The following is a 24,952-nucleotide window of genomic DNA, read 5'->3' on the forward strand; positions in this document are numbered from 1 at the left end:
CAACGTCAACCTTGGTAAGGATACTCCGCCAACGGACCGTTGTTCCAATCGTTGTGTTCTGTTTTCTCGGTTACTTGATTGCTCACCGGAGATTTCATCCCAAGCAAGGCTTGTTTCCGAAGTGGAAGTTTACCTTTGGTGCCGAACGTAATCTATATGTTTGTCCAGCGAGTCACGAACTGAAATACCGAACCACAGAGTGCAAGGGTTACCGGCAGTATGCATCCGATCCGGAACATTGCAAAAGTTGCCCATTGCTGGAGCAATGCACACAGTCCCGAAATCACCGAAAAGTGGTGACGAGGCACGTCTGGGAGGACAGCAAAGATTGGGTCCGTAAAAACCGGCTAAGCACGTCCGGCAAGAAGTTATACCGCAAACGAAAAGAGACGATAGAGCGAAGCTTCGCGGATGCTAAAGAGCTCCATGGGTTTCGCTATTGCCGTTTGCACGGACTTCCGAACGTCAGGGAACAAGCGCTGATGACGGCTACCGTGCAGAACATGAAGAAGATGGCGATCCACCTGGATCGCCTGGAAAAGCGGGGGTAACCCCCTCCTTTTCCCCATTTCACTTCTGCCTGAACGTAAAAAGAAACCCACAGTCATAAAAATGACCTGGGTTTCTCGACAATCTGAGCAGCGATTCTCTAAAGGAGAGTCGCTGCTTTTTGCATGGAATTTTCGCTTTCAGCTCAATCTTGGCAACGTCCAAGTTGGAGGGTTGTCCATTGAAGATTTTGATATCATAAACGATTGGTGTACCTCGGCTGGTGTAACCAACATGCTTTTTCAATTTTCAATCAACACAATAAATTAACAGAAGTTGCGAAGTTCCGGGTGGAAGATGGGAAACAGACATTTAAGATTACATTAAATTCGAAGGAAAATTACTCGGTGAGTAAAGAATTTAACGAAGTATTTGGTAAAGGGGAAATTGTTGAATATCAAGTAATAATAGAAGAAAACGAAGTAACAATAAAAAAAATTAAAGCCAATGAGTAGTTGGGCTGAGAGTGTAAGAGCTGTAACGATAGAGGGTTCATTTCAATGTAATAGGATACATAGAATTATGAGCGATATTTTTTGTTGAACAACAGCCATACCTTTATATTCGGGGGAAAGGCCGGTTTCCGGATGGCAAGCCTTTTACAGATAGGCTCTGCTTCTGGCAGCCGCGTTTTTCCAGAACGCTCTGTCCTGTTCGTCCGCCTGCAGGGCAAATAATTCATAGAAATGTGGCAGATGGTAAGAGGGATCGCTGAAAGGAGTTTCAGGAACGAACTTAATCAGCTTGGTCGCCGGATCCCACGTCGGATCGCCTCTTCCGACATTCCGTTCTCCTGGAAGAGGTTTCTGTATTCTCCCGTATAGAAGGAGCCTTTTTTGAAGATGTTCATAACAATCCTCCACTTGGATATGGTTTTCTCAAAGTCTAACATAAGCGGTGGTATAGAAATTAAAGAGTTTTCCTTGAAATTTATAGATGATTCAGGCCTGGTTCTCCACACCGCAAATCATTTCCGGAACATCTAAGAATAGATCAATGTTAAGTGGCTATATGTCATGGACTTCGATCAAGGTGCTTCACTATACTGTAATGGACAAACCGTGAAGCAAAAAAAATGTAAGGGTGATGGGTAGGAATAGGGTGAAAAATCATGTTTCTCACCGCTGACGGCTCTTTCGGCATTGTCGCGGTCAGAGTTGATGCATTGGGAGATGATGACGTAGAAAGCAGAGGGCATATTCTTCTGTGGACCTCCCCGGATCTGGTTACCTTTCATAATCCTGGTCTGGTTCAACTGCACAAGGAGCTTTATGTCAAAGAGGCTGTTTGTGACCTTGATGGCACCGGTGAAGAATGCACGCATAAGCAGACAAAATTTATAAATGACAAGGGGGAAATTACGATGGCAAAAAAACAAGGATTCAATCCGTATCTCCCGTCTTGGGAATATGTACCCGACGGAGAGCCGTATGTTTTTGAAGGCAGAGTGTATGTGTATGGCTCTCATGACCGTTTTAACGGACACGCTTTTTGCTTGAATGACTATGTCTGCTGGTCGGCACCGGAGGACAATCTGGCCGATTGGCGGTATGAGGACGTAATCTACCGGACTACGGATGATCCGTTTAACCCTGAAGGCAGCATGTGCCTGTATGCTCCCGATGTCACCGTGGGACCGGACGGGCGGTACTATCTCTACTATGTACTGGACAAGGTTCCCGTCGTTTCGGTAGCTGTCTGCGACAAGCCGGGAGGCAAGTATAAGTTCTACGGCTATGTCAGATATGCCGATGGAACACGCCTTGGAGAGCGGGAAGGCGACGAGCCGCAGTTTGACCCCGGCGTACTGACCGAAGGAGAGAACACCTACCTGTACACCGGATTCTGCGCGTATGGAGACCAATCCAGACATGGCGCAATGGCAACGGTGCTTGGCCCGGATATGCTCACAATTGTCGAAGAACCTGTATTTGTTGCGCCGAGCCAGCCATACAGCAAGGGGAGCGGATTCGAAGGTTACGAGTTCTTCGAAGCTCCTTCCATCCGCAAAAGGGGAGATACCTACTACCTTATCTATTCCTCGATCTCCATGCATGAGCTGTGCTATGCGACCAGCAAGCATCCGACAAGAGACTTCACCTACCAGGGAGTCATTGTCAGCAATTGCGATCTTCATATCGATACGTACAAGCCGGGGGATCAGCCGATGTATTATGGCGGTAATAACCATGGCAGCATCGTTGAAATCAACGGAGAATGGTACATTTTTTATCACCGGCACACCAATGGGACGGCATTCTGCCGGCAGGGCTGCATCGAAAGGATTGAATTCCGCGGGGATGGCACTATTCCCCAGGTGGAGGTAACATCCTGCGGTCCGAACGGAGGGCCGCTCGAGGGCCGGGGGGAATATCCGGCATACCTTACCTGCCATTTGTTCTGCAAAGATCAGGAAATATACACCGGAGGCTTCGGCCGTACCGGAGCATGGATGGACAGCCGGTTTCCGAAAATTACCCAGGACGGCAGGGATGGCGACGAGGAAATCGGCTATATTGCCAATATGACGGATTCGGCTACCGCAGGTTTTAAATATTTCGCGTGCGAGGGAGTCACCAAAATCAAAATCAAGGTGCGCGGATATTGCCAGGGCGTGTTTGAAATAAAAACGTCGTGGGACGGACCGGTTCTCGGACGGATACCGGTAGGGTTTGCAAATGTCTGGAAGGAATACTCTACTGATCTAGCTATTCCGGACGGTGTACAAGCACTGTATTTTACGTATACCGGCAATGGCGGTGCCAGTCTGGCCTCATTTACTTTGGAATAATCCCAAGTGGATTTTGAATACTCTTTAAAAAGAATGCAGCGCTTGGGGTATACTCTGGTGCTGCCTTTTTTTCTCTTGCCGGTTGGCTGGTCCGATGGCTAAAGACCGGAAGAATAACTGGCCTTGTAGTCTGAAGGCGTCATATTCATATAAAATTTGAACCACTTGGAAAAATAACTGACATGCTGGTAACCGGACTCGAATGCGGCTTCCAATATATTGTATGATCCGGTGCGAAGCAGATTCGCCGGATCGGCATTTGCGGAATCGATCTGCACGCGTATCACGATATAGTATCGCTATGTTCAACACTATTAGGCAGATTAAAGGAGGGTACAAGCATGACAAGCATGGTACACAAGCAGCAGTTGTGGTACCGCCAACCGGCGGGAGAATGGAATGAGGCTTTGCCGATTGGAAACGGGCGGCTCGGTGCTATGATTTTTGGCGGTGCAGCCGAGGAGAAGCTGCAACTTAATGAGGATTCCGTATGGTACGGCGGTCCGCGTGATCGCAACAATGAAGATGCGCTGCCTCATTTACCCGAGATTCGCAAGCTGATTCTGGAGGGAAGGCTCATGGAGGCTGAGACACTGGCTGCAATGTCGATGGCGGGACTGCCCGAAGCGCAGCGGCATTATTTGCCGCTGGGTGAGCTACTGCTGTCATTCGGAGGTCACGAACAGCCTGCCGATGACTACAGAAGAGAGCTTGATTTGGAGTGCGGCGTATCCCGGATTAGTTACCGGATCGGTGAGGTTTGGTATACCCGCGAGATGTTTGCTAGCTACCCGGATCAGGCCATTGTCATTCGAATTTCGACCGACAATAAGGAAGGAGTTTCCCTGAAGGCGAGGTTTAACCGCCACAGTTGGAGATACCTGGAGAAAACAGAGAAATGGCAGAACAGCGGACTGGCGATGAGCGGAGATTGCGGCGGCAAAGGGGGCAGCTCCTTTGCCGCTGTCTTGAAGGCTGTCACGGAAGAAGGTATCTGCCGGACCATTGGCGAGTATTTGCTTGTGGATGGTGCATGCTCGGTTACGCTACTGCTGGCCGCAGGAACCACGTTTCGCCATCCTGATCCGGAGCTTTACGCCAAAAGACGGCTGGAAGAGCTGAGCCAGGTTCCATATGAAGATCTGCTGGCCCGGCATATCGCAGAATACCGCGGACTGTACGGACGAGTTGAGCTGGCACTGCCGGAGATCCCACATAAACGTGCTTTACCGACCGACGAACGGCTGAAACTGCTCCGGAAGGGAGAGGAGGATAACGGTCTGATAGCGACCTATTTCCAGTATGGCCGCTATTTGCTTATCTCCTCCAGCCGTCAAGGCTCCTTGCCCGCGAATCTGCAGGGTATCTGGAATGACAGCTTCACCCCAGCTTGGGACAGCAAATTCACGATCAATATCAATGCGCAAATGAATTATTGGCCTGCGGAAATCTGCAACCTGGCTGAATGCCATGAGCCACTGTTTGATTTGATCGAGCGGATGCGGGAGCCAGGGAGGGTCACAGCCAGGGTTATGTACGGTTGCCGGGGGTTCACGGCACATCACAATACGGATATCTGGGCAGACACAGCTCCTCAGGATACCTACCTGCCGGCTTCTTTCTGGCCGCTGGGCGCAGCCTGGCTGTGCCTGCATCTCTGGGAGCATTACCGGTTCAGCCAGGACCATTATTTTCTGGCACAGGCGTATGAGACGATGAAGGAGGCGGCCCAGTTCCTGCTTGATTATTTGATGGAAGACGCCGAAGGCCGGCTGATTACCTGCCCGTCCGTCTCCCCTGAGAACACCTATAAGCTGCCAAGCGGCGAGTCGGGAGTGCTCTGCGCCGGGGCTTCGATGGATTTTCAGATAATAGAAGCGCTGTTTGGAGCCTGCATCCGCAGTGCAGAGATTATCGGCAGGGACGAGGCGTTCCGCGAAGAACTCGCCTCCGCTCTGGAGCGGCTTCCCAAACCACAAATCGGGAAATATGGCCAGATCCAGGAGTGGATGGAGGATTATGAAGAGGTGGAGCCGGGGCATCGCCACATCTCCCATCTTTTTGCACTTTATCCCGGCGACTCCTTTAGCATGGAGCATACGCCAGAACTGGCTGAAGCCGCCCGGACGACGCTGGAACGCAGGCTTGCGAACGGCGGCGGTCACACCGGCTGGAGTCGGGCCTGGATTATTAACTTTTGGGCCAGATTGAAGGATGAGGGCAAAGCCTATGCAAACGTCCGTGCTCTTTTGGAGCATTCTACGCTGCCCAACCTGTTTGACAACCACCCTCCGTTCCAGATTGACGGCAATTTTGGAGGAGCGGCGGGGATTGCCGAGATGCTGCTGCAAAGCCATGCCGATGGAATCAAGCTGCTGCCCGCGCTGCCGACAAGCTGGAGCGAGGGGAGCGTCAAAGGCCTGCGGGCAAGGGGCGGATATACCCTCGATTTCACCTGGGCGGAGGGTCTTGTTACGGAAGCTGTTGTGATCTGCACAGTTACCGGTCCTTGCTGCCTGGAAGCTCCCGGTCTTGACCCCGTTTCGTTCACAGGAGAAGCCGGATGCTCCTATACGTTCACCCGGTAAGAAAATATATCACCTCCAAGACCATATTCACCTGCCAGGGTGTTTTTGTCTGTATAATATAACAGTGCTGGCTGGGGTTGGCGTATTAACGCCAGCCTTTTTTCGCTTGGCAGGGACTTCGTTTGAGGCAAATCCAATTCCGCTATGCAATCGACGTTTCTTGAAATCGTTCTGCATCGCTTTTGCTTCACCCGCAGAAATAACTTTTCTGGAAGCCTTCACTCCATCCAATTTCGGTAATCCGGTATGGACAAGCCTTGTACTTTAGCAAGTCAAAGGAGTACATGAATAACAAGCGCTTACATTCTATCGTATTTTTTGGGGGGAAGAACTATATTTTATGAATTGGAAGCGCATTCTTGGGAGGTATAATTATAGTTGTCACCAGGTAATGAACCAATATAAGCAACTAGCCAAAAAGGGGAGGCATAACAAAATGCACAAAACGGCAAAACGTTCCGCCCAGGCAGTAGCAGCCGGTGTATTCGCGCTAGCACTGGCAGTGACCGGCTGTAGTTCGAACAACACGAACAGCACGAACAGCACGAACAGCACGAACAGCACGAACAGCACGAACAGCAATACATCCAATGGAGGAACCGCTAGTCCAGCGGCAAATGGGGACGATAATTCACCGGCAACGTTCTCGGTATTTATGAGCGGTCCCGGGCAGCAGCCTACAGCCGACAACAAGATTCTCAAACTGATCAAAGAAAAAACCGGGGTCAGCTTCAATATGGAATTTCTCGTGGGCGACCTGAAGCAGAAGCTGGGAGTAATGATTGCCGGCGGAGACTACCCGGACATTATGTCGGGCGATGACAAATTAATCAATGCCAAGGCTTACATTCCGCTTGAGGATTTGATTGAGAAGCACGCTCCCAACCTGAAAAAACATTATGCTGCAGTCTGGAATCAGATCAAGGATGAGACCGACGGCCACATCTATGTTTTGCCGAGCTATGGTGTATATCAAGGTAAAATCACTGAACCGACTTACCAGGGACCAGGCTTCTGGCTTCAGAAGGCCGTACTTGAGGAAATGGGATATCCGACACCGAAGACCCTGGATGAGTATTTCGATATCATTGCCAAATATAAAGAAAAACACCCGGATATGATCGGATTTGAATCGCTCAACTTCGACTGGCGTGTATTCCCGCTTCAGAATGCTCCTGAGCACTTGTCGGGCCATCCGAATGACGGGGCCGTTGTTGTAGACAACAACAAAGCGCAGATTTTTGCCGATAAGGATATTTCCAAGACCTATTACAAGAAGCTTAATGAAATTAACGATCAAGGTTTGATGGACAAGGAAGCCTTCGTACAGAACTATGACCAGTACTTAGCCAAAGTCGCAAGCGGCAAGGTCATCGGTATGTTCGACCAGCACTGGAACTTTGAGGATGGCGAAAAGTCCTTAATCTCCCAAGGCAAAATTGAAAATACGTATATCGGCTTTCCACTGCTCTATCCAGGCGCTGAGGAATGGTACCGTGACCGCGGAGCGGTCGGCACCAACCGCGGATTCGGAATTTCAATCAATGCCAAGGACCCTGTCCGGATTATCAAATTCTGGGATCAAATGATTACGGAAGATTGGCAGAAAACGATCCAATGGGGCATCAAAGGCGAAGATTATGAAGTGAAGGAAGACGGCACATTCTACCGGACGCCGGAGCAACGGGCGAACGCAGATAAAACAAGCTGGCAGGTAGCTAACAAAATCACAACCATGCATGGGTATATGCCTAAAATTCAAGGTACCTACAGCGACGGAAATGCAGGAGATCCAGGAACTCAGCCGCAGGAATTCTTCGACAGTCTGAAGCCTTACGATCAGAAAATCCTGAAGGCGTATAACAAGAAATCATGGTCTGAATTCTTCAAGGAACCCAAAGAAAATAATATCTACTTCCCTGCCTACTCCATCGTTCTTCAGGACGGTTCGGCAGCCCAGCTTGCGCAGTCCAAGCTGAATGACCTTCAGATCAAGTACTTGCCCAAGGCTATTATGGCCAGTCCGGCTGAATTTGAAGAGGTCTGGCAAGATTATGTCAAGCAGATTCAAAAGCTGGATATCAAGGCATATGAAGACCGGATAAATGAAGGAATCCAGTTGCGCATCAAAAACTGGAGCGTGAAGTAATTCAAAGCTGCAAACAGAGCGGGAAATCCTATTTCCCGCTCTTCATTAATCCGGATAGTATGGAGAGAATGATCTTACAGGAGGGGAACACTACATGTCTGATACCGTACTGGACAAACAGGTCAAAACACAGAAGACCAGAAAACGCAGAGTCGATCCGGAAATCGGTGTGAGCCTTAGCTGGAAAACGCTAAAAACGCAAAAGCAGCTTATTTTCATGTCCGTGCCGCTTGCTATTTATTTAATTATCTTTAACTATGCTCCCATTTGGGGCTGGCTGATGGCCTTTCAGAACTACCGCCCGGCGCTACCCTTCGGCAAGCAGGAATGGGTAGGCTTGCAGCAGTTTAAGTTTTTATTTGAAGATGAGACCTTTATGATGGTGCTGCGCAACACGATTGCCATGAGCTTTATTAACCTTGTGCTTGGTACTGTTACAGCAATCGGCCTGGCTTTGCTGCTGAATGAGATCAAAGTCAAGTTTTTCAAACGTATCGTTCAGTCAATTTCGTATTTGCCGCACTTCTTGTCCTGGGTTATCGCGGCGGGCATCGTTGCCACTTCGCTGTCGATTGATGATGGAATTGTCAATATAATCTTAATGAAGCTTCATTTAATTAAAGAACCGATTATGTGGCTCAGTGAAGGGAAATATTTCTGGGGCATTGTCGGGGCTTCGAACGTGTGGAAAGAGGTGGGCTGGGGTACTATCATTTATCTGGCGGCCATTACCTCGATCGATCCTTCTCTGTATGAGGCAGCGTCCATAGACGGCGCCAAACGTTTTCAGAAGATGCGCTATGTCACACTTCCGGGGATTAAGGCTACATTCGTTATTTTGCTGATTATGAACATCGGACATATTCTGGATGCCGGCTTTGAACTCCAATATTTGCTTGGCAACGGGCTCACTGTGGACTGGTCGCAGACCATTGATATCTTTGTACTGAAGTATGGTATTTCTATGGGGAATTACTCTCTGGCTACGGCGGCAGGGATCTTCAAAACCATCGTCAGTGTCGTTCTTGTATTCAGCGCAAATTATATCGCAAGACGCCTCGGCGAAGAGCGATTAGTATAGAGGAGGAAGCCCATATGAAAGCAGTGACGAAAAGTTCAAGCCGCATTGAGCCGGTTGTATTTCATACGATTAACACGATATTTATGCTCTTTGTGGTTGCCATCACGCTCTATCCATTCCTCCACACGCTGGCTGTTTCTTTAAATGACGGCAGTGACACTCTTGCCGGTGGAATCAATATCTGGCCCCGTGAATGGACCTTGGAGAACTATAAAGCCGTCTTTATTTCAGGGACGATTTATCATGCCGCTTTTATCTCTGTGTCCCGCACGGTGCTCTCTACAATATTCGGCGTTTTTCTGACCACCATGCTGGCATATACCCTGGCGCAGCCGCAATATATTTTTCGTAAAAAAATCAGCATGCTGTTCATCCTGACCATGTATTTCAATGCCGGGCTGATTCCGAACTACTTCCTGATTAAAGAGCTGGGCCTGCTTCATAGCTTTTGGGTATATATCCTTCCCAGCTTGGTCAGCGCGTTCAACCTGATTATCATGCGGACGTATATCCGCGGCCTTCCATTCAGTCTCACGGAGTCGGCGAAGATCGACGGGGCGGGGGATTTCCGGATTTTCTGGAAAATCATTTTCCCGCTGTGTACTCCTGTGCTGGCAACCATAGCTTTGCTCATTGCCGTTGGCGCGTGGAATAACTGGTTTGACACGTTCCTGTACGCATCATCGGATATCAAGCTGAGCACACTGCAATATGAAATGATGAAGCTGCTCGGTTCCATCATGAGTACGAATAATGATCCTTCGCTAATAGCTGGCAATCAGAACAATCAGGTGCAGTCATTGGTTACACCGGCTTCTATGCGTGCAGCCATCACCATTGTTACCGCCGTGCCGATTTTGTTCGTTTACCCTTTCTTGCAGAAGTACTTCGTGGTAGGATTGAACCTGGGAAGTGTCAAAGAATAACTGGACGTATCTATTGAAATAGATCATAGGTGAATAATAACCGTTTCGGCAGCGACCGAAGCGGTTTCTCTTTTCAATAACGGTCAGCTTATCGGAATCATAATTCAGAAATAAAGTTGGTGATACAATGCTTAAGGTAGTGTTTGCCGATGATGAGCCGCTGATGTTGGAGGGGCTGCGATTTTTGTTGGACTGGGAGGACCTGGACTTTGAAGTGTGCGGCGAGGCTCTCGATGGCGAAGATGCGCTGCAGCTTATTCATAACACGCGGCCTGATTTGGTCATAACTGATGTACGCATGCCTGTAATCGACGGACTGGAGCTTATTGAAAAATTTTCTGAAAGCGATTTCCAGCCTAAGTTCATCATCTTTAGCGGGTATGCTGACTTTGAATATGCCAAAAAAGCTCTTAAGTATGGTGTGTCCAACTATTTGACGAAACCCTTGGATGAAAAAGAACTCACAGAGGCACTGCAGGCTGTAGCCCAGCAAATACAAGCTGAACGCAAGGTTGCTTCAAGGCGCGAAGCGGTTTCCGCTTTCATGCAGATGGAAACCATATCCCGTCTTTTGATGCGGGAGAACACTCCAGAAGAAGAATTGGCGGCAGGGGCGAAGGCGTTTAATATCCGTCCCGATTCCCGGATATGCTGTGTATTGGCCCGGGGTGCTTCGCCGGGCAGCATGCAGCTGCGAAGCCAGGTTGGTTCCATGAACGCCAAGGAGCCGTTCAGCAATATAACCGCTTATCCTTTTACAGCCGGAAGCCATAAGCATGGCTATTTGCTGGTTTCCCCGCAGGAAGGCCCGGTGCTTGACCCGAAGATGATTGCGAGCTGGGTCCATGAGGTGCGGACTGAATACAGCGGTCATGTACATTTCTCAGCAAGCCTGGAGCATCGCGGGGCGAAGTTCCTGAATACAGCCTATCATGAAGCGCTGGCGGCTGAATTACACCGACCGGACTTGGATAACATCGATATTGGTTTCTTTCGGGAACAGGACAAGGATCAAATGGCGTCGCTTTCGGCAGGGCTGAGGAAATCGCTGCTGCAATCGGTTACGGAAGGGGAATTTGACCGGTTAAGCGCTCAATTGAGCGATATATTCAAAATTTTCTCGAGTGATGTTGCTTCAAATGCATGGATCGACGCTTTTCTGGCCAATATCAAAGCAGAACTGCTCCGTGAAATCGACGCTAGAGGAGGGGAAGCGCCCATATGGGCGAATAAGTGGTTTCCGCCCCGGGTCACCGCTTGCTGCTTGCCGCTGCTTGAGCGGCAGACAGAGGAAGAACTTCATGAGGTTGCAGAATGGTTCGCCGCAGCGGACAACCGTCAGGAGGACCAGATCGTATCGGCGGCGATGGATTATGTCCGGGCACATTATCAGGAGAAGCTGAAGCTGCAGGACATTGCGAAGCACTTGCATGTGAATTCCGCCTATCTGGGACAACGAATCAAGAAACACCATGGCAGTTCCTTTAACGAATTTCTCCATGAATACCGCATTGAAGAAGCCAAGAAGCTGCTGCGCCGGACGGATATGTGCATTTCGGATGTCGCGGGGCGTGTGGGCTATTCCGACGCGGATTTCTTCGCTGCCAAGTTCAAAGCGCTGAATGGCGTCTCGCCTTCAGTATACAAAAAGGGCTAATTCAAAGTGGAGGAGGGAAGCGGCATGAAGGGTAAACGGAAACCATCTGCCTTCGTCAACGATATTCCACTCAAATATAAATTTCTGTTTATCTATTTGCTGTGCGTACTTGTCCCCATTCTCAGCATTAACGCCCTCTTTTATGTTCAGATCAGCCGTAATGTGGATGCTCGTGAAAGAGGCAATCTTGAGATCTCTGTAGATCGCGTAGTCTATGATATCATGCAAATCGTGAATGAATGTGTAGCGATAAGCAATACGGTCGCCGCGGACAGTAACTTTAATGAAATAATGGATTATACTTTTCCGGATAACGAGGCTTATTATGAAGCCTATGACAGTGTTCTAAGGGATAAGATGCGGCAATACAGCACTCTGCATTCCTATATTTATTGGATGGGTGTGTATACTACGAATCCGACCATCCAGAATGGCGGCAGCTACTTTGTGTTCTCCGACAGCGACAAGGAGAGTGAATGGTACCGCAAAATTTCCAGTGGTGCGGACAAGGTGCTGTTAACCGCGTATCAGGGAACCAACCCGCTTAATCCGCCTCAAAAGGAGGTGTTTGTCAGCCTTATCCGCAAATTGGATAACTTTACGGGACAGCCCTACCATAAATATCTGCGGATTGATCTGCGGTTGAACAATATCCAGGAGCTGTTTCAGAAGGAGCGCGACTATTTGCGGTTCAAGCTCTTGGATGAGCAGAGCCGTGTTGTGTTGGAATCGGATCAATCCTTCTACGCACTGGATAAAAACGCCTTGTTAAACGTTGACACGGGCGACAGCCAGCCGTCCAAGCAGATAGTCCGAACTTTGGGCAGTGCAGGATATACAGAGGGCTGGAGGCTGATCGGAACTCCGGAAAGCAGAAAAAGCAATGGTGAGATGAGCCGGGCACTTCGGGTTTCACTAATTTTTGCTGTATTGACGATAATTATTCCCACACTATTAATGATTGTAATTATACAATCTTATAATCTGCGGGTAAGGTTGCTCTACAAACATATGAAGCTCGTCAAATACGAACATTTTGAGAACATTGATATGTATGAGGGGAAGGATGAAATCGGCGGCTTGATCCGCAGCTTCAATCTGATGACGGAGAAAATTCGCAATTTGATCAATGATGTCTATAAGCTGGAAATTCAGAAAAAGGACCTTGAGCTTGAACAGGTAAGGGCTGAATTGAAGTATTTGGAAAGTCAGGTGGACCCGCATTTTCTCTTTAATACATTGAATGCCATATTGGTCATCTGCAAGAAATACAAATATGAAGAGGTCACCGATGTGATCCGGAATCTCGCTCTTATTCTGCGCAGGCTGCTAAGCTGGAAGGACGATCTGATTACCGTCGAAGAAGAAATATCCTTTATTGAAATGTATCTGCAAATTGAAAAATTCCGCTTTCAGAGCCGATTCACTTACGATCTGGACATCGACCCTGCCGTGCTGAATTGCCGGATTCCCAAGATGAGCGTACAAGCTTTGGTGGAGAATTCCTGCAAGCATGGCCTGCAGTCGGTCAAAGGTGCAAGGAAGATTCACGTGTCTGCTTCTATGAACGACGCAGGTCTAATGATTGTTGTGACTGACAACGGAAAGGGAATCGAGAAGGAGAAGCTGGAATGGATCGAGTCCCACCTGCAATCGGAGCAAGAATTCGGTAAAAATATCGGGCTCCGAAATGTTTATAAGCGCCTGATGATGTATTACGACGACAGAGCCGGGTTTACCATTGAAAGCATCGAGTATGAACGGACGGCTATCACCATTCAAATTCCCATAGATTTGGCAATGGTTTCAAAAGTGGAGGAATCTCATGTTTAAAGTGGTTTTGGCTGATGATGAAACGATTGCATTAGAGGGATTAAGAACGTTGACCGATTGGGAGGAGCTGGGCTTTGAAATCTGCGGAGTATGCGAGAACGGGGAAGAAGCGTTGACCGCGGTTACTGAGTGCTCTCCGGACCTTGTGATTACAGATATCCGCATGCCCGGCATCGATGGACTGGAGCTAATCAAGCGCGCACGCCAGTTGGATATGGAGCCGCCCATCTTCATCGTCCTTAGCGGTTACGGCGAGTTTGAATACGCGCGGACAGCAATCCGTTATGGTGTGAGACACTATTTGCTGAAGCCTGTTCTAGAAGCGGAATGGGAGAAGGCGCTTGCTGCAATTACGGACGAGCTGGAAACGCGCATGAAGCAGAAGACGCAGCAGAACATGCTGGCGAACCAGCTTCTTCCCGTTGCGATCGCCCGTATGCTTGAAGGGCAGTGGACGGAGCCTGAAGAGGAGATTGCCGAACAAATGGATCGTCTGGACGAGGCGGTATCGGGGTGGACTTATATACATGTAGATGGCCCCAAAAGCAGTATCTCGGAAGTCTGCCGGGAACTGGCTGGTTCGGTGGGCGCCTTGTTCATTGATTTGTCCGGCAATCAGGCGGGAATTGTTGTGGATAGCTCAGCACGAGCGGCGGAGCTGGCTAGGCGGGTACATGCCGAGCTGTCATTGTCTGGGAACGGTGTGAAGGGGGCTGTCAGCATTGGGCCAAGTGTGCGGTCGCTTCGGGAGCTGCCTGTCTCCTATATGGTGGCTGCAAGGGCCGCTTCCCGCCATTTTTTCTATTCGGAGCCGGGCGGGCCTATTGATTCCGCCACGAACGCCCGGAGCGAGCTTAGCTATAATCTACCTTCCGCAGAGCTGACCGAGGAACTGATGAGCGCAGTGGAAAGATTGCAGGAGCAGAAAGCCTGGGATAAATTGAAGGAAATATTCAGGATGTTCAAACAGAATAGGACTGCGCCTGAAGTTGTACAGATGACCAGCGTTGATATCATGCTGAAAAGTATAGAGCTGGTGCAGGAGTTCGGAGGGACGGCTGAGCAGTGGAGCGACTCTTTTGACTTTTTTAAAACAGAGCCAAAGTCGCTCGGAGCGCTGGAGGACACCCTTCGGGTTTTGTTGAATTCATGTATGGGATATATCAAGCAGCATAAGGAACGCGGCTCCGAGCATCCGCTTATACGGGTGGAGTATTTTTTGAAGGACAATTATTCAAAGCCACTGACCGTGAAAGAGATTGCGGAGCGATTTTATATCAATCCGGTATATCTTGGCCAGGCTTTTATCAAGAAGAATGGAATCAGCATCCTCGAATATATTCATAATTTGCGCATCGAACAAGCCCAAAAGCGGCTGATTGAAACGGGCGAGACCGTGCGGAACATTGCAGAGAATGTGGGTTATGTGCATTACCATCATTTTTTAAGAGAGTTTGAGAAGCGGACCGCGCTGAAACCAGTCGCTTACCGCAACCAGGCTCACTCTGAAGGATGATGGGTATATTTCTTTAATTTGGTAATGGTGAACGCATACAAAAGCGATATCATAGACTTAACTGTCTGATAACATTCAAATTAGGAGGTTTTAGATGATTACACAGGCAAGCAGCGGGTTACCCGCATTGCATGAATTGTTCCGGGACGGCTTCAAAATTGGCGCTGCGGTCAGCACTGATATTTTATCAGCCCAAGCTCCTTTCATTGCCAAGCATTTCAACAGCATTACAGCGGAAAATATAATGAAGCCGGAGGAAGTCCAGCCACAGGAAGGAATCTATACATTTGATGCATCCGACCGTATCTTTGAGTTCGCGGAGGCCAATCAAATTGGAGTCCGGGGCCATACGCTTCTCTGGCATAATCAGACAGGAGATTGGATGTTCCGCAATTCGGCGGGTGAGCCGTGCACCAGAGAGCAACTGCTCAGCCGTCTGCAAACCCATATCAATACGGTTGTAGGACGATACCGGGGGCGGGCGTATGCCTGGGATGTGGTCAATGAAGCCATCGAGGATAAGTCCGATCAATACCTGCGGGATACCAAATGGCTGGACATCATCGGAGAAGATTATCTCCGCCAGGCTTTTGAGATGGCCCATCAGGCAGACCCGGACGCCTTGCTGTTCTACAACGACTATAATGAGACCGCTCCTGTCAAACGCGACAAAATCTACAAGCTGGTCCGCAGCTTGCTCGATCAAAATACACCGATTCACGGGATAGGCATGCAGGCGCATTGGAATATCTATGGCCCTTCAATCGACGAAATCCGCAGTGCGCTTGAGCTGTATGCTTCTCTTGGCGTTAGAATCCACATTACAGAGCTGGACCTCTCTATGTTCCGGTTCGAAGACAAGCGAACTGATTTGAAAGCGCCAACAGATGAGATGTTGAAGCTGCAGGAGGAACGTTATGCGGAGATTTTTGCCCTGCTGCTGGAATATAGAAAGGCTATTGATTCTGTTACATTTTGGGGTGTGGCTGATGACTATACCTGGCTGGACGGTTTCCCGGTTCGCGGACGTAAAAACTGGCCTTTTTTGTTTGACGAACACCAGCAGCCCAAAGCTTCGTTCGGACGGCTTGTCGATCTGGCGGCTTCGAAATCATAACATTCACTGAAATTTGAAACGCTTAACAACAATGGAGGAATCAAATGACACAGCAAATGAATCAGGCCGTCGGAAAGGTACCGCCAAGCGGCAATCCGCTGGTTGCGCACAGATACGGGGCCGATCCCTATGCCCTGGTATTCGGGGACAGGGTCTATCTGTACATGACCAACGACGTGCTGGAGTACGATGGGAACGGCACGGTAAAAGAGAACTCTTACAGCAGCATCCGTACGATTACGGTAATTTCCTCCGCCGATCTGGTCAACTGGACCGATCACGGCGAGATCGCGGTGGCCGGGCCGGAAGGGGCGGCCAAGTGGGCTACCCAGTCATGGGCGCCTGCGGTGGTCCATAAAGTGATTGACGGCAAGGACAAGTTCTTCTTGTACTTCGCCAATAATGCCAGCGGCATCGGCGTTCTGTCGAGTGACAGTCCGGTGGGGCCATGGATCGACCCCATCGGAGAGGCGCTGATTCTGCGCTCCACTCCGGGAGTCGAGGATGTAACCTGGCTATTTGACCCGGCGGTTCTGGTCGATGATGACGGCAAGGGCTACATTTATTTCGGAGGTGGTGTCCCGGAAGGACAATTCGCGGAGCCTGGCACAGCACGGGTCATGAAGCTGGGAGATGACATGACCAGCGTACTGGGTACTGCTGAGGTTATTCCTGCCCCCTTCATGTTCGAGGATGCCGGCATACATAAGCGAGAAGGCGTCTACTACTATACCTACTGTTCAAATTTCTATGACGGGGAACGTCCGGAAGGCAGTCCTCCTGCGGGAGAAATCGCGTTTATGACGAGCAGCAATCCTATGGGTCCCTGGATCTATCGCGAGACGCTCCTGAAGAATCCGGGACATTTCTTCGGAGTATCCGGAAATAACCATCATGCGATTTTCCAATTTCATGACGAGTGGTACATCGCCTATCACGCACAGACATTGTCCAAGGCACAGGGAATTGCGAACGGCTACCGTTCGACGCATCTCAACCGTCTTTTTCATAACGAGGATGGTTCCATTCAGGGTGTTGAAGCAGACTATAAAGGTGTGCAGCAAATCAAATTTTTAAGCCCGTATCAACGCGTACAAGCGTCAACAATAGGGTGGAGCGCAGGCGTAAAGACGGAATTCGGGGCAGTCGTGGGAAAACGGGTTGTAACGGATATTGACAATGGTGACTGGATCGGATTATCCGGGGTCGATTTCGGCAGCAAAGGGGCAGGGGCATTCAGTGCTTCCGTCATAAGCCTTGAGGGCGGCGGTACCATCGAACTGCATCTGGATGAACCGGCAGGTCTATTAATTGGCGAACTGTCCGTTCCCGCCGCGAATGGGCCGGAGAAACGGATGGAGTTAAAGACGGAGGTCCAGGGAGCGGCAGGAGTCCATCACCTGTATCTGGTGTTTGCGGGCCAGAGCGGGACCGGCTTGTTCAAGCTGGAAGACTGGGGATTTATAGAGCAGCGGAGTTAATCCCAAGGAGGCCAATACATTGAATACCGCCATCATTACCAATCCTGTTATGTGGGCAGATGTCCCGGATGTTGATGTCATTCGGTTTGGGCCTGTGTTCTATATGGTTAGTACCAGCATGCATTCCATGCCGGGTTGTCCGATTATGAAATCGGTGAACCTGAACGATTGGGAAATTGTGAATTATGTCTATGATACCTTTGAGGATAACGAGGCCCACCAGCTGCAGGACGGAAAAGGTATTTACGGAAAAGGCTCTTGGGCGGCATCCCTTCGATACAAGGACGGGATATTCTACGTCTGTTTTTCATCCAATGACATGGACCGGTTCTATATCTACCGCACGGAGGATATTGAACACGGAATATGGGAGCGTTCGGTGATACCGGGGCTTCACCATGACCCTAGTTTGCTGCTGGATGACGATAGCAAGAATTATGTGATCTACGGTAATGGTAGTATCCGTATTAAGGAGCTGACGGAAGATCTTACGGCTGTGAAGCCAGGTGGAATCGATCAACTGCTGCTCGAAGGCGAACGGACAGACATTGGTCTGCGGATCGAGGGTTGTCATGCGTACAAGCTGAATGGTTATTACTATTTATTCTTTATTGAATGGCCAAGAAGCGGCAATCGGCGCAGACGCCAGCTATGCTACCGTTCGCGCGAGCTTCTGGGTCCTTATGAGCGGAAGATTATTCTGAATGATGATCTGGATTACCATAATAACGGTGTCGCGCAAGGCGGCATTGTAGATACTCTGGGTGGCGATTGGTACACGGTGCTGTTCCAGGATCATGATGCTGTCGGACGGATTCCCTGCGTGTTTCCCATGAGCTGGGAGAATGATTGGCCGGTCGTCGGGGAGAACGGCAGAGTGTCTCAAGTTTTTGCGACGAAGCTTCCTGCCGCTGAGCCGAAGCCGCTTGTCATCAGCGATGAGTTCGACTATGCAAACAACCGGCTGGCACTGAACTGGCAGTGGAACCATAATCCAGACAACGGGCTATGGTCTGTCACTGAGCGGCCGGGTTTTCTGCGGCTCCGCACCGGTCAAATAGCAGACAGCATCCTATGGGCACGCAATACGCTGACGCAACGTACAGAAGGTCCGGCCTGCAGCGCGGAGACGGTGCTGGACCTCTCCGGCCTGCGGCCCGGCGACCGGGCAGGTATGGTAGCCCTGCAAAACGGGTTCGGCACTGTTGGGATTGCAGCCGGGGAGCAAGGCCGGTTCAACGTGGGCATGTGTGTCAATGGCGGCGACGGCGGCGAGGAGACAGTGGAGAGTGTGGAGTTCACCAGCGACCAGGTTTATCTCAGAATTGTTTTCAATTTTGAGGATAGTCTGGATCAGGCCGATTTCTTCTATTCGGAGGATGGAACCGCTTGGAAGCCGATTGGCCGGACGCTGTATATGAAATATACGCTGGACCATTTTATGGGATACCGGATTGGCCTGTTCAATTACGCAACTAAACAGTCCGGCGGTTATGCCGATTTCGATTATTTTCATTATCACAGGCAGGGTTAGGCTGGACCCGGAAGTATACAAGTGATAGAACACAGACAGTCCAATATGGAAATAACGTGATGAGATCCAGAGGCGCATTCTTCCGGTTTTCTTATTGTTGTGACCGAAGGCGGGCGGAGAGTTGGGCGAGGATGCCGCAGACGTTTGGGTCTTCCCGGGAATGCCGGATGCGCCCCTGGAGCAGATTCCTCTGTTCTTGCGCGATGATGCGGCGTTGCCTGTCCTTGGTGAACTCAGTAAATAAGAAAGAGCTATATAAGCTGAAACTGGGGAGCCGTTCTCAAGTTATTGGTCCGCCCGGGCTTTTGGTTCTTTGGAGGAAAGCTTGTCACGGTAGGCCCGGGGGGAATAGCCGGTAAGCTGCCGGAACTGCCTGCAGAAATGCTCCACATTCACATAGCCGCAGAGCGCCGCGATTTCGGCGATTTTGTGCTGGCCAAAGCCAAGCTTTTCTTTGGCCAGCCGAATCCGGCAATGAATAACGTCCTCCATACAGGAAATACCGAAGGTTGATTTATAGATGGTCTGCAGATAGCCTGCGCTGATGTGCAGATACTCGGCCATCGTTGACACGGTCCAAGGGTGGCCTGGGTTGTTGTACAGAGTTTTGCGTAAGTCCAGAAGATTATAATATTGCGGACTCAGCTTGTCTTGGGACGCTTCTAATAGCTTGTTGAAGAAGATTCTGAACAGGTAGTCGATGGAAATCTCGCGATAGTCGTTCTGAAAAGTGTTCTCCAGGGTCAACAGTTGAAACAAATGATGGCAATAGCCGGGGTCTGGCAGTGAGAATGGAACACCAACAGGCAAAGTGGTTTCTGTAATATAGGATTCGTCCGCATCGAAACGGACCCAGTCGTTAACGTACTTTTTGGAACAAGCACGGTAATAGATGTAGTGCTTAGGCGGATATAGAACAACAGAGTGGGCCGGAAACTCCTTCAATTCTCCGTTTACTTCAAACAACGCCGCAGTTTGTGTGAGTACCAGAAGCCAGGCATCCAGCCCTTCGGGTATGCTGTACACAAAATCGTCGGAATGCGCAGCGTCATACTCTACGTAGTGAATCGTGGGCATTGGGTTCTCCTTTCTTTGGATAGATCAATTAATGATCAGTAAATGTCATTGTTAGAGTTACAGTGCTTCTCTATAATTTATATTGTAAATTAAGGAGATTTTGGCGAAATCCAAAATTAAGTCACTGAGTTTCTAATTTATGGAAATTAGAAATCATCAATAATGAAGGAGGGTCATTTGTTTCATGATACCACAACAAAACGAAGATCGGAATTATATCCTTTGCTATACTCGATTACCGCAGGAGGACATGGTGTACGCTCCAAAACTGGCACACAGCATGCATTTAGCTTACAGCAATGACGGGCTTTTTTTTCAAGAATTGAACCATAATTCGGGCGTTTTATTCGCCAAGGGGACAGAGAACGAGGATGGTACACTACGGGCCAAGAGCTTGAAGAATCCGTATCTGTTCCACACCTCCGAGGGGAATTTCGGGGTGATCGCCGTTCGTACGGAGGCAGAAGGCGAAACCGATGCCCAGAGCAAGGGAAAAGTGTTACTGTTCTCTTCCGGTGATTTGCTGCAATACAGCGAGGTTGGACTGCTGGAGCTTAAGGCCGATACCTTTGTAAGTGAAGTTTCCTGCGAGTACGATACCGACCGGAAGGGCTACCTGATCCGCTGGATCGACGAGCTGGGGAATGGTTATCAGAATTTTATAACCAATATTATGAGCTTGAAGGATATCTCGGCACCGGAAGCGGTGTTGCCTTTTACCCTGGATACAGTGCTTGCCGATATTGAGGGGATTCTGCCGCGCAACTACATCCCTGTAGCCAAGGAAGTAGCCCGCAGGCTCTACTGTAAGCTTACGGTTCCGACCAACATTGTAATTGAAGTTCCGGACCGTGTGACAGCGGCATCGGAAGAGGACGTGAAGGCTATCCGGGCCACGGCGCTGTACAGCGACGGCACTAAAGCGCTGAAAAGGGTGAATTGGAATACGGACGAAATCGAATGGGACAAGGCGGGAACCTACAGAATTTCCGGTGAGGTCCATCAGGAGCATTACCCGTTTCCAATTGCGTTCGACCGTGCGGACCCTTGCATTGCAAAATGGAAAGGGAAGTATTATTTCATTGCCACCAACGACGCGGACCAAAATCACACGCTGTATATGCGGGAAGCCGATACCATCCCCGGTCTGGTAAATGCCGAGGAAGCATTGATTCTGGATTCGAAGACGTATGAGCAGATTGGCGGGCTGCTGTGGGCGCCGGAATTTCATATCATTCAGGATGAGCTGTATCTCTTTCATGCGGCAACACCGGGGGAATTTCTATATGAGGAGTCACATGTAATGAAACTGCGGGCAGGCGGAAATCCGATGTGCGCAGCCGATTGGTCGATGCCCCGGCGTGTAGTGAAGAAGGACGGGACGAATTTGTGCGAAGCAGGGAAGACCATTTCCCTTGATATGACCGTAATTCAATGGAACGGAGAGTATTACGCCGCATGGTCAGAGCGCCAGTTCATGCCTGTCGATCTTGGAGCTTGGATCTATATCGCCACAATCGACCCGCAGGAGCCGTGGAAGCTGACCAGTGATCCGGTGCTTTTGACAAAACCTGATTATGGCTGGGCCAATAATCACACCTTTGTGGATGAAGGGCCTTTCGCTCTCTATACCGATGACAAATTATTTTTGACCTTTGCCAGCGCAGCGGTGGATGCAACTTATGTTGTGGGGCTTTTAACTGCAGACAAGGGTGCAGATTTACTGGATATCTGCAGTTGGACCAAGGGGAACTATCCACTGCTGACTTCAAGAAACGTGCCGGGGGAATATGGCCCAGGCCACAATTCCTATGTGACGGACGAGGATGGAGTCATTTGGAACGCCTACCATGCAAGACCGGGAATTGACGGACCGAGAAGCTCGGGCTTGCGCCGCGTGCATTTTGACATTGACGGTGTTCCGGTCCTGGATCTGACAGAGGATAAAGATCTGAACCAGGAGCTGAAAAAGATATTTATAGAAGTAACCGTGAGATAAACCGCCACATTTCCAATCAAATATACAATATAAAAAAGGAGATGCAACATGAAATCAATTCCGAAGCCTAACCAACCTCTCGTCACCCATATCTATACCGCAGACCCGTCCGCGCATGTGTTTGAAGGTGAAATTTATATCTATCCTTCCCACGATCTCGATCATGATGGACCGAGCAATGACAACGGGGATCAATATGCAATGGAAGACTATCATATTTTCTCAATGGAGAATCTGGCTTCACCGGTGGTGGATCATGGGGAGGCGCTTCATCTGAGAGACATTCCCTGGGCCTCGCAGCAGTTGTGGGCACCAGATGCGGCTTTCAAAAATAATACCTATTATTTATTTTTTCCTGCCCGTGACAAAGAGGGCATTTTCCGTATTGGTGTAGCGACTTCTCCTTCTCCGGCAGGTCCGTTTCAGGCACAGCCCGAGTATATTCCAGGGAGCTACAGCATAGACCCTGCCGTCTTTGTCGATGAAGACAACCAGGCCTATATGTATTTCGGCGGTCTTTGGGGAGGGCAGTTGGAGAAGTGGCAGACTGGAGATTTTAATCCTGAGCAGGAAGGGCCTGCCTTGGATAAGCCGGCGATCGGGCCGCGTGTGGCGGTGCTGAGTGAAGATATGCTCTCATTTGAGGAGCAGCCGCAGGAAATTTCCATTGTGGACGTGGAAGGAAAGCCTATTCTTGCCGGCGACGAGGACCGGAGGTATTTCGAAGGGCCATGGGTCCATAAGTATAACGGGCTGTACTATCTGTCTTACTCAACAGGCACAACGCATACGCTGGTATATGCCGTCAGTGAGCAGCCTATGGGCCCGTTCACCTTCAAGGGAGAAATTCTGTCACCTGTGATCGGCTGGACTACCCATCACTCGATTATACAGTTTGAAGAGAAATGGTACCTGTTCTATCATGACTGCTCGCTCTCTAATGGCGTCAACCATAAGCGGTGTGTCAAATATACAGAGCTGAAGTATAACCCGGACGGCACAATTCAACCCCTCAATCCGTACCCTTCCAATTAAGCAGAGGGAGTACTTCCTCTGCTGATCGAATAAACAAAGAAGTAAGCGCTAATATTCAGAGAGGAGCAAAGGTATGTTAAGAATAGTGCGTGTGGAAAATGGTATTGTTCAAGGACTGCCGGCGGCTGATCCGCGTATTACCAGCTTCAAGGGAATTCCGTTTGCTGCCCCGCCTGTGGGGGAGAACCGCTGGCGTGCTCCCCAGCCTGTGCAAGACTGGGAAGGGGAATTGAAAGCGTATGATTTTGCCCCGATTTCGATGCAGGTCCCACCCATCATAGATGTGAATAATATTTATTCCCGCGAATGGTCGGTTGACCCGGATCTTCCGATGGATGAGGACTGCCTTTACCTGAATGTCTGGACACCGACCGTCTGCGCAGATGAGAAGCTTCCCGTCTTTGTATGGTATTTTGGCGGAGGATTTCAGGTCGGCCATACAGCCGAAATGGAATTTGACGGCGAACGTATTGCCCGCCGGGGAATTGTCGTGGTGACCGTGAATTACCGCCTGAATGCGTTTGGCTTTTTGAGCCATCCCGAGATTACTGCGGAATCCCCCGTGGCTCCCGCGAATTTCGGGCATCTGGATCAGCAGTCGGGCACGCAGTGGGTGAAACGCAATATCGCTGCTTTTGGCGGAGACCCTGACCAAATCACAATCGGGGGACAATCAGCCGGCGGTGGAAGTGTGCTGAGCCAACTGGCCTCGCCGCAGAATGAAGGGCTGTTTCAGCGAGCCGTGATTATGAGCGGGATCTTTACTCCGCTGTACCCGAACAACCCCGTGCCTCCGATAGAGCGTACCCTCAGTCAGGCTGAAGAGGAGGGGGCAGCCTTCTTTGAATTTATGGGAGTGTCGACTCTGGAAGAGGCCCGCAAGCTGGATGCCCTCTATGTCCGTGATAAAATGCTGGAGTACGGCAGCTTCTGGGGAACGGTCATAGACCAGTTGTACTGTCCGGGCAACCCCTATAACCTTTTTCTGAAGGGACAGCACCATAAGGTGCCGGTCATGCTGGGAAATACCTCTTCCGAATTTTTCGCTGTTCCCGATGCCGGCAGCGTGGAGGAATTCAGAGCCTTGGCGGTTGAAATGTTCGGCGGTAAAGCGGAAGAGTACCTTAAGCTATGCGGTGTTGATTCAGGGAAGCTGGAGGAAATGATCCATAAGGCTTCCGTGAGCAATATTGAATATGCGGTCCGTGTTGCCGTTAAGGCCAATTGCGATTCCGGCAGCGGCGTACCAATGTATTATTACACTTTTGATGCGGAAATTCCGGGCTGGGATGATCCGGGAACCTTCCATTCGGTGGATTTGTGGTTCCACTTCGAAACGCTGGCCAAATGCTGGCGGCCTTTTGTGGGCAAGCATTATGATCTTGCCCGCCACATGTGCAATTACCTTGCCTATTTCATCGGCACGGGCGATCCGAATGGCAAAGATTCCACCGGGGAGGACTTGCCTCTCTGGAAACCGTGTACGCCGGAGGCGCCTTACGGCATGGTTTTTGCGGACAAGGCAGAATTTGTGAAGGAGCCTTCGGGTGAGGTTATGCAATTTCTGGTCGAGCAATATTTCAAGCGGCAATCCATTTATATCTAGGGGAGGAATGAGG

General features: G+C 49.8%; 17 protein-coding genes and 2 pseudogenes. 16 read left to right on the top strand and 3 right to left on the bottom strand.

The features are described from left to right. Positions 1 to 74 precede the first annotated feature (74 nt). Positions 75 to 551: pseudogene (locus H70357_RS12980) on the top strand (transposase); the annotation flags it as partial. Positions 552 to 1,151: 600 nt separating this feature from the next. Here H70357_RS12980 and H70357_RS36630 read toward each other — a convergent pair. Next, positions 1,152 to 1,328: pseudogene (locus H70357_RS36630) on the bottom strand (glycosyl hydrolase family 8); the annotation flags it as partial. Between the two features lie 584 nt (positions 1,329 to 1,912). Here H70357_RS36630 and H70357_RS12990 point away from each other — a divergent pair. After that, the gene (locus H70357_RS12990; RefSeq protein WP_038599423.1) at positions 1,913 to 3,340 is read left to right on the top strand and encodes a family 43 glycosylhydrolase; all 1,428 of its coding nucleotides are present in this window, start codon (positions 1,913 to 1,915) and stop codon (positions 3,338 to 3,340) included. 98 nt (positions 3,341 to 3,438) lie between these two features. On the opposite strand, the gene H70357_RS37125 is transcribed toward H70357_RS12990, so the two are convergent. Next, positions 3,439 to 3,627, bottom strand: coding sequence for a helix-turn-helix domain-containing protein (locus H70357_RS37125; protein ID WP_038589865.1), 189 nt, complete (start codon positions 3,625 to 3,627; stop codon positions 3,439 to 3,441). Positions 3,628 to 3,681: 54 nt separating this feature from the next. Here H70357_RS37125 and H70357_RS13000 point away from each other — a divergent pair, with 54 nt between their 5' ends. From H70357_RS13000 to H70357_RS36905, 11 genes are all read left to right on the top strand, one after another. After that, the gene (locus tag H70357_RS13000; RefSeq protein ID WP_038589868.1) at positions 3,682 to 5,928 is read left to right on the top strand and encodes a glycoside hydrolase family 95 protein; all 2,247 of its coding nucleotides are present in this window, start codon (positions 3,682 to 3,684) and stop codon (positions 5,926 to 5,928) included. Positions 5,929 to 6,364: 436 nt separating this feature from the next. Continuing rightward, positions 6,365 to 8,077 carry a type 2 periplasmic-binding domain-containing protein gene (locus H70357_RS13005; protein ID WP_038589871.1) on the top strand — a complete coding sequence of 571 codons (1,713 nt, stop codon included), beginning with the start codon at positions 6,365 to 6,367 and terminating at the stop codon, positions 8,075 to 8,077. Between the two features lie 94 nt (positions 8,078 to 8,171). After that, a complete protein-coding gene (locus H70357_RS13010) occupies positions 8,172 to 9,158 on the top strand; it encodes an ABC transporter permease (protein ID WP_038589874.1) in 987 nt (328 codons plus the stop codon). 14 nt (positions 9,159 to 9,172) lie between these two features. Continuing rightward, positions 9,173 to 10,084, top strand: coding sequence for a carbohydrate ABC transporter permease (locus H70357_RS13015; protein ID WP_038589877.1), 912 nt, complete (start codon positions 9,173 to 9,175; stop codon positions 10,082 to 10,084). Positions 10,085 to 10,211: 127 nt separating this feature from the next. Continuing rightward, positions 10,212 to 11,741: a response regulator transcription factor gene (locus tag H70357_RS13020; protein ID WP_038589879.1), complete on the top strand. Its 1,530-nt coding sequence runs from the start codon at positions 10,212 to 10,214 to the stop codon at positions 11,739 to 11,741. A 24-nt stretch (positions 11,742 to 11,765) separates the two neighbouring features. Then, a complete protein-coding gene (locus tag H70357_RS13025; RefSeq protein WP_038589880.1) occupies positions 11,766 to 13,574 on the top strand; it encodes a sensor histidine kinase in 1,809 nt (602 codons plus the stop codon). After that, a complete protein-coding gene (locus H70357_RS13030) occupies positions 13,567 to 15,090 on the top strand; it encodes a response regulator (protein WP_038589883.1) in 1,524 nt (507 codons plus the stop codon). The genes H70357_RS13025 and H70357_RS13030 overlap by 8 nt, the downstream gene beginning before the upstream one ends. 94 nt (positions 15,091 to 15,184) lie before the next feature. Further along, positions 15,185 to 16,207 (top strand): endo-1,4-beta-xylanase, encoded by a 1,023-nt coding sequence (locus H70357_RS13035; protein WP_038589886.1) that lies wholly within the window; start codon positions 15,185 to 15,187, stop codon positions 16,205 to 16,207. A 44-nt stretch (positions 16,208 to 16,251) separates the two neighbouring features. Beyond that, positions 16,252 to 17,688 carry a glycoside hydrolase family 43 protein gene (locus H70357_RS13040; protein WP_038589889.1) on the top strand — a complete coding sequence of 479 codons (1,437 nt, stop codon included), beginning with the start codon at positions 16,252 to 16,254 and terminating at the stop codon, positions 17,686 to 17,688. A gap of 19 nt (positions 17,689 to 17,707) precedes the next feature. Beyond that, complete coding sequence (locus H70357_RS13045; protein WP_038589892.1) at positions 17,708 to 19,222, top strand: glycoside hydrolase family 43 protein; 1,515 nt, start codon at positions 17,708 to 17,710, stop codon at positions 19,220 to 19,222. Between the two features lie 121 nt (positions 19,223 to 19,343). Next, a complete protein-coding gene (locus H70357_RS36905; protein ID WP_269322524.1) occupies positions 19,344 to 19,466 on the top strand; it encodes a hypothetical protein in 123 nt (40 codons plus the stop codon). A gap of 41 nt (positions 19,467 to 19,507) precedes the next feature. On the opposite strand, the gene H70357_RS13050 is transcribed toward H70357_RS36905, so the two are convergent. Continuing rightward, positions 19,508 to 20,299, bottom strand: a complete 792-nt coding sequence (locus H70357_RS13050; protein ID WP_038589895.1) for a helix-turn-helix transcriptional regulator — start codon at positions 20,297 to 20,299, stop codon at positions 19,508 to 19,510. A 184-nt stretch (positions 20,300 to 20,483) separates the two neighbouring features. Between H70357_RS13050 and H70357_RS13055 the strand changes: the two genes are divergently transcribed. The 3 genes from H70357_RS13055 to H70357_RS13065 all read left to right on the top strand — a co-directional run bounded on the left by H70357_RS13055 (position 20,484) and on the right by H70357_RS13065 (position 24,939). Next, entirely contained in the window at positions 20,484 to 22,298 is a 1,815-nt protein-coding gene (locus H70357_RS13055; protein ID WP_038589898.1) for a family 43 glycosylhydrolase, read from the top strand. 48 nt (positions 22,299 to 22,346) lie between these two features. Beyond that, positions 22,347 to 23,333, top strand: a complete 987-nt coding sequence (locus H70357_RS13060; RefSeq protein ID WP_038589901.1) for a glycoside hydrolase family 43 protein — start codon at positions 22,347 to 22,349, stop codon at positions 23,331 to 23,333. Between the two features lie 73 nt (positions 23,334 to 23,406). Continuing rightward, positions 23,407 to 24,939, top strand: coding sequence for a carboxylesterase/lipase family protein (locus H70357_RS13065; RefSeq protein WP_038589904.1), 1,533 nt, complete (start codon positions 23,407 to 23,409; stop codon positions 24,937 to 24,939). Positions 24,940 to 24,952 lie beyond the last annotated feature (13 nt).

This window comes from Paenibacillus sp. FSL H7-0357 (genome assembly GCF_000758525.1).
In the GTDB taxonomy this organism is placed as follows: Bacteria; Bacillota; Bacilli; order Paenibacillales; family Paenibacillaceae; genus Paenibacillus_AQ.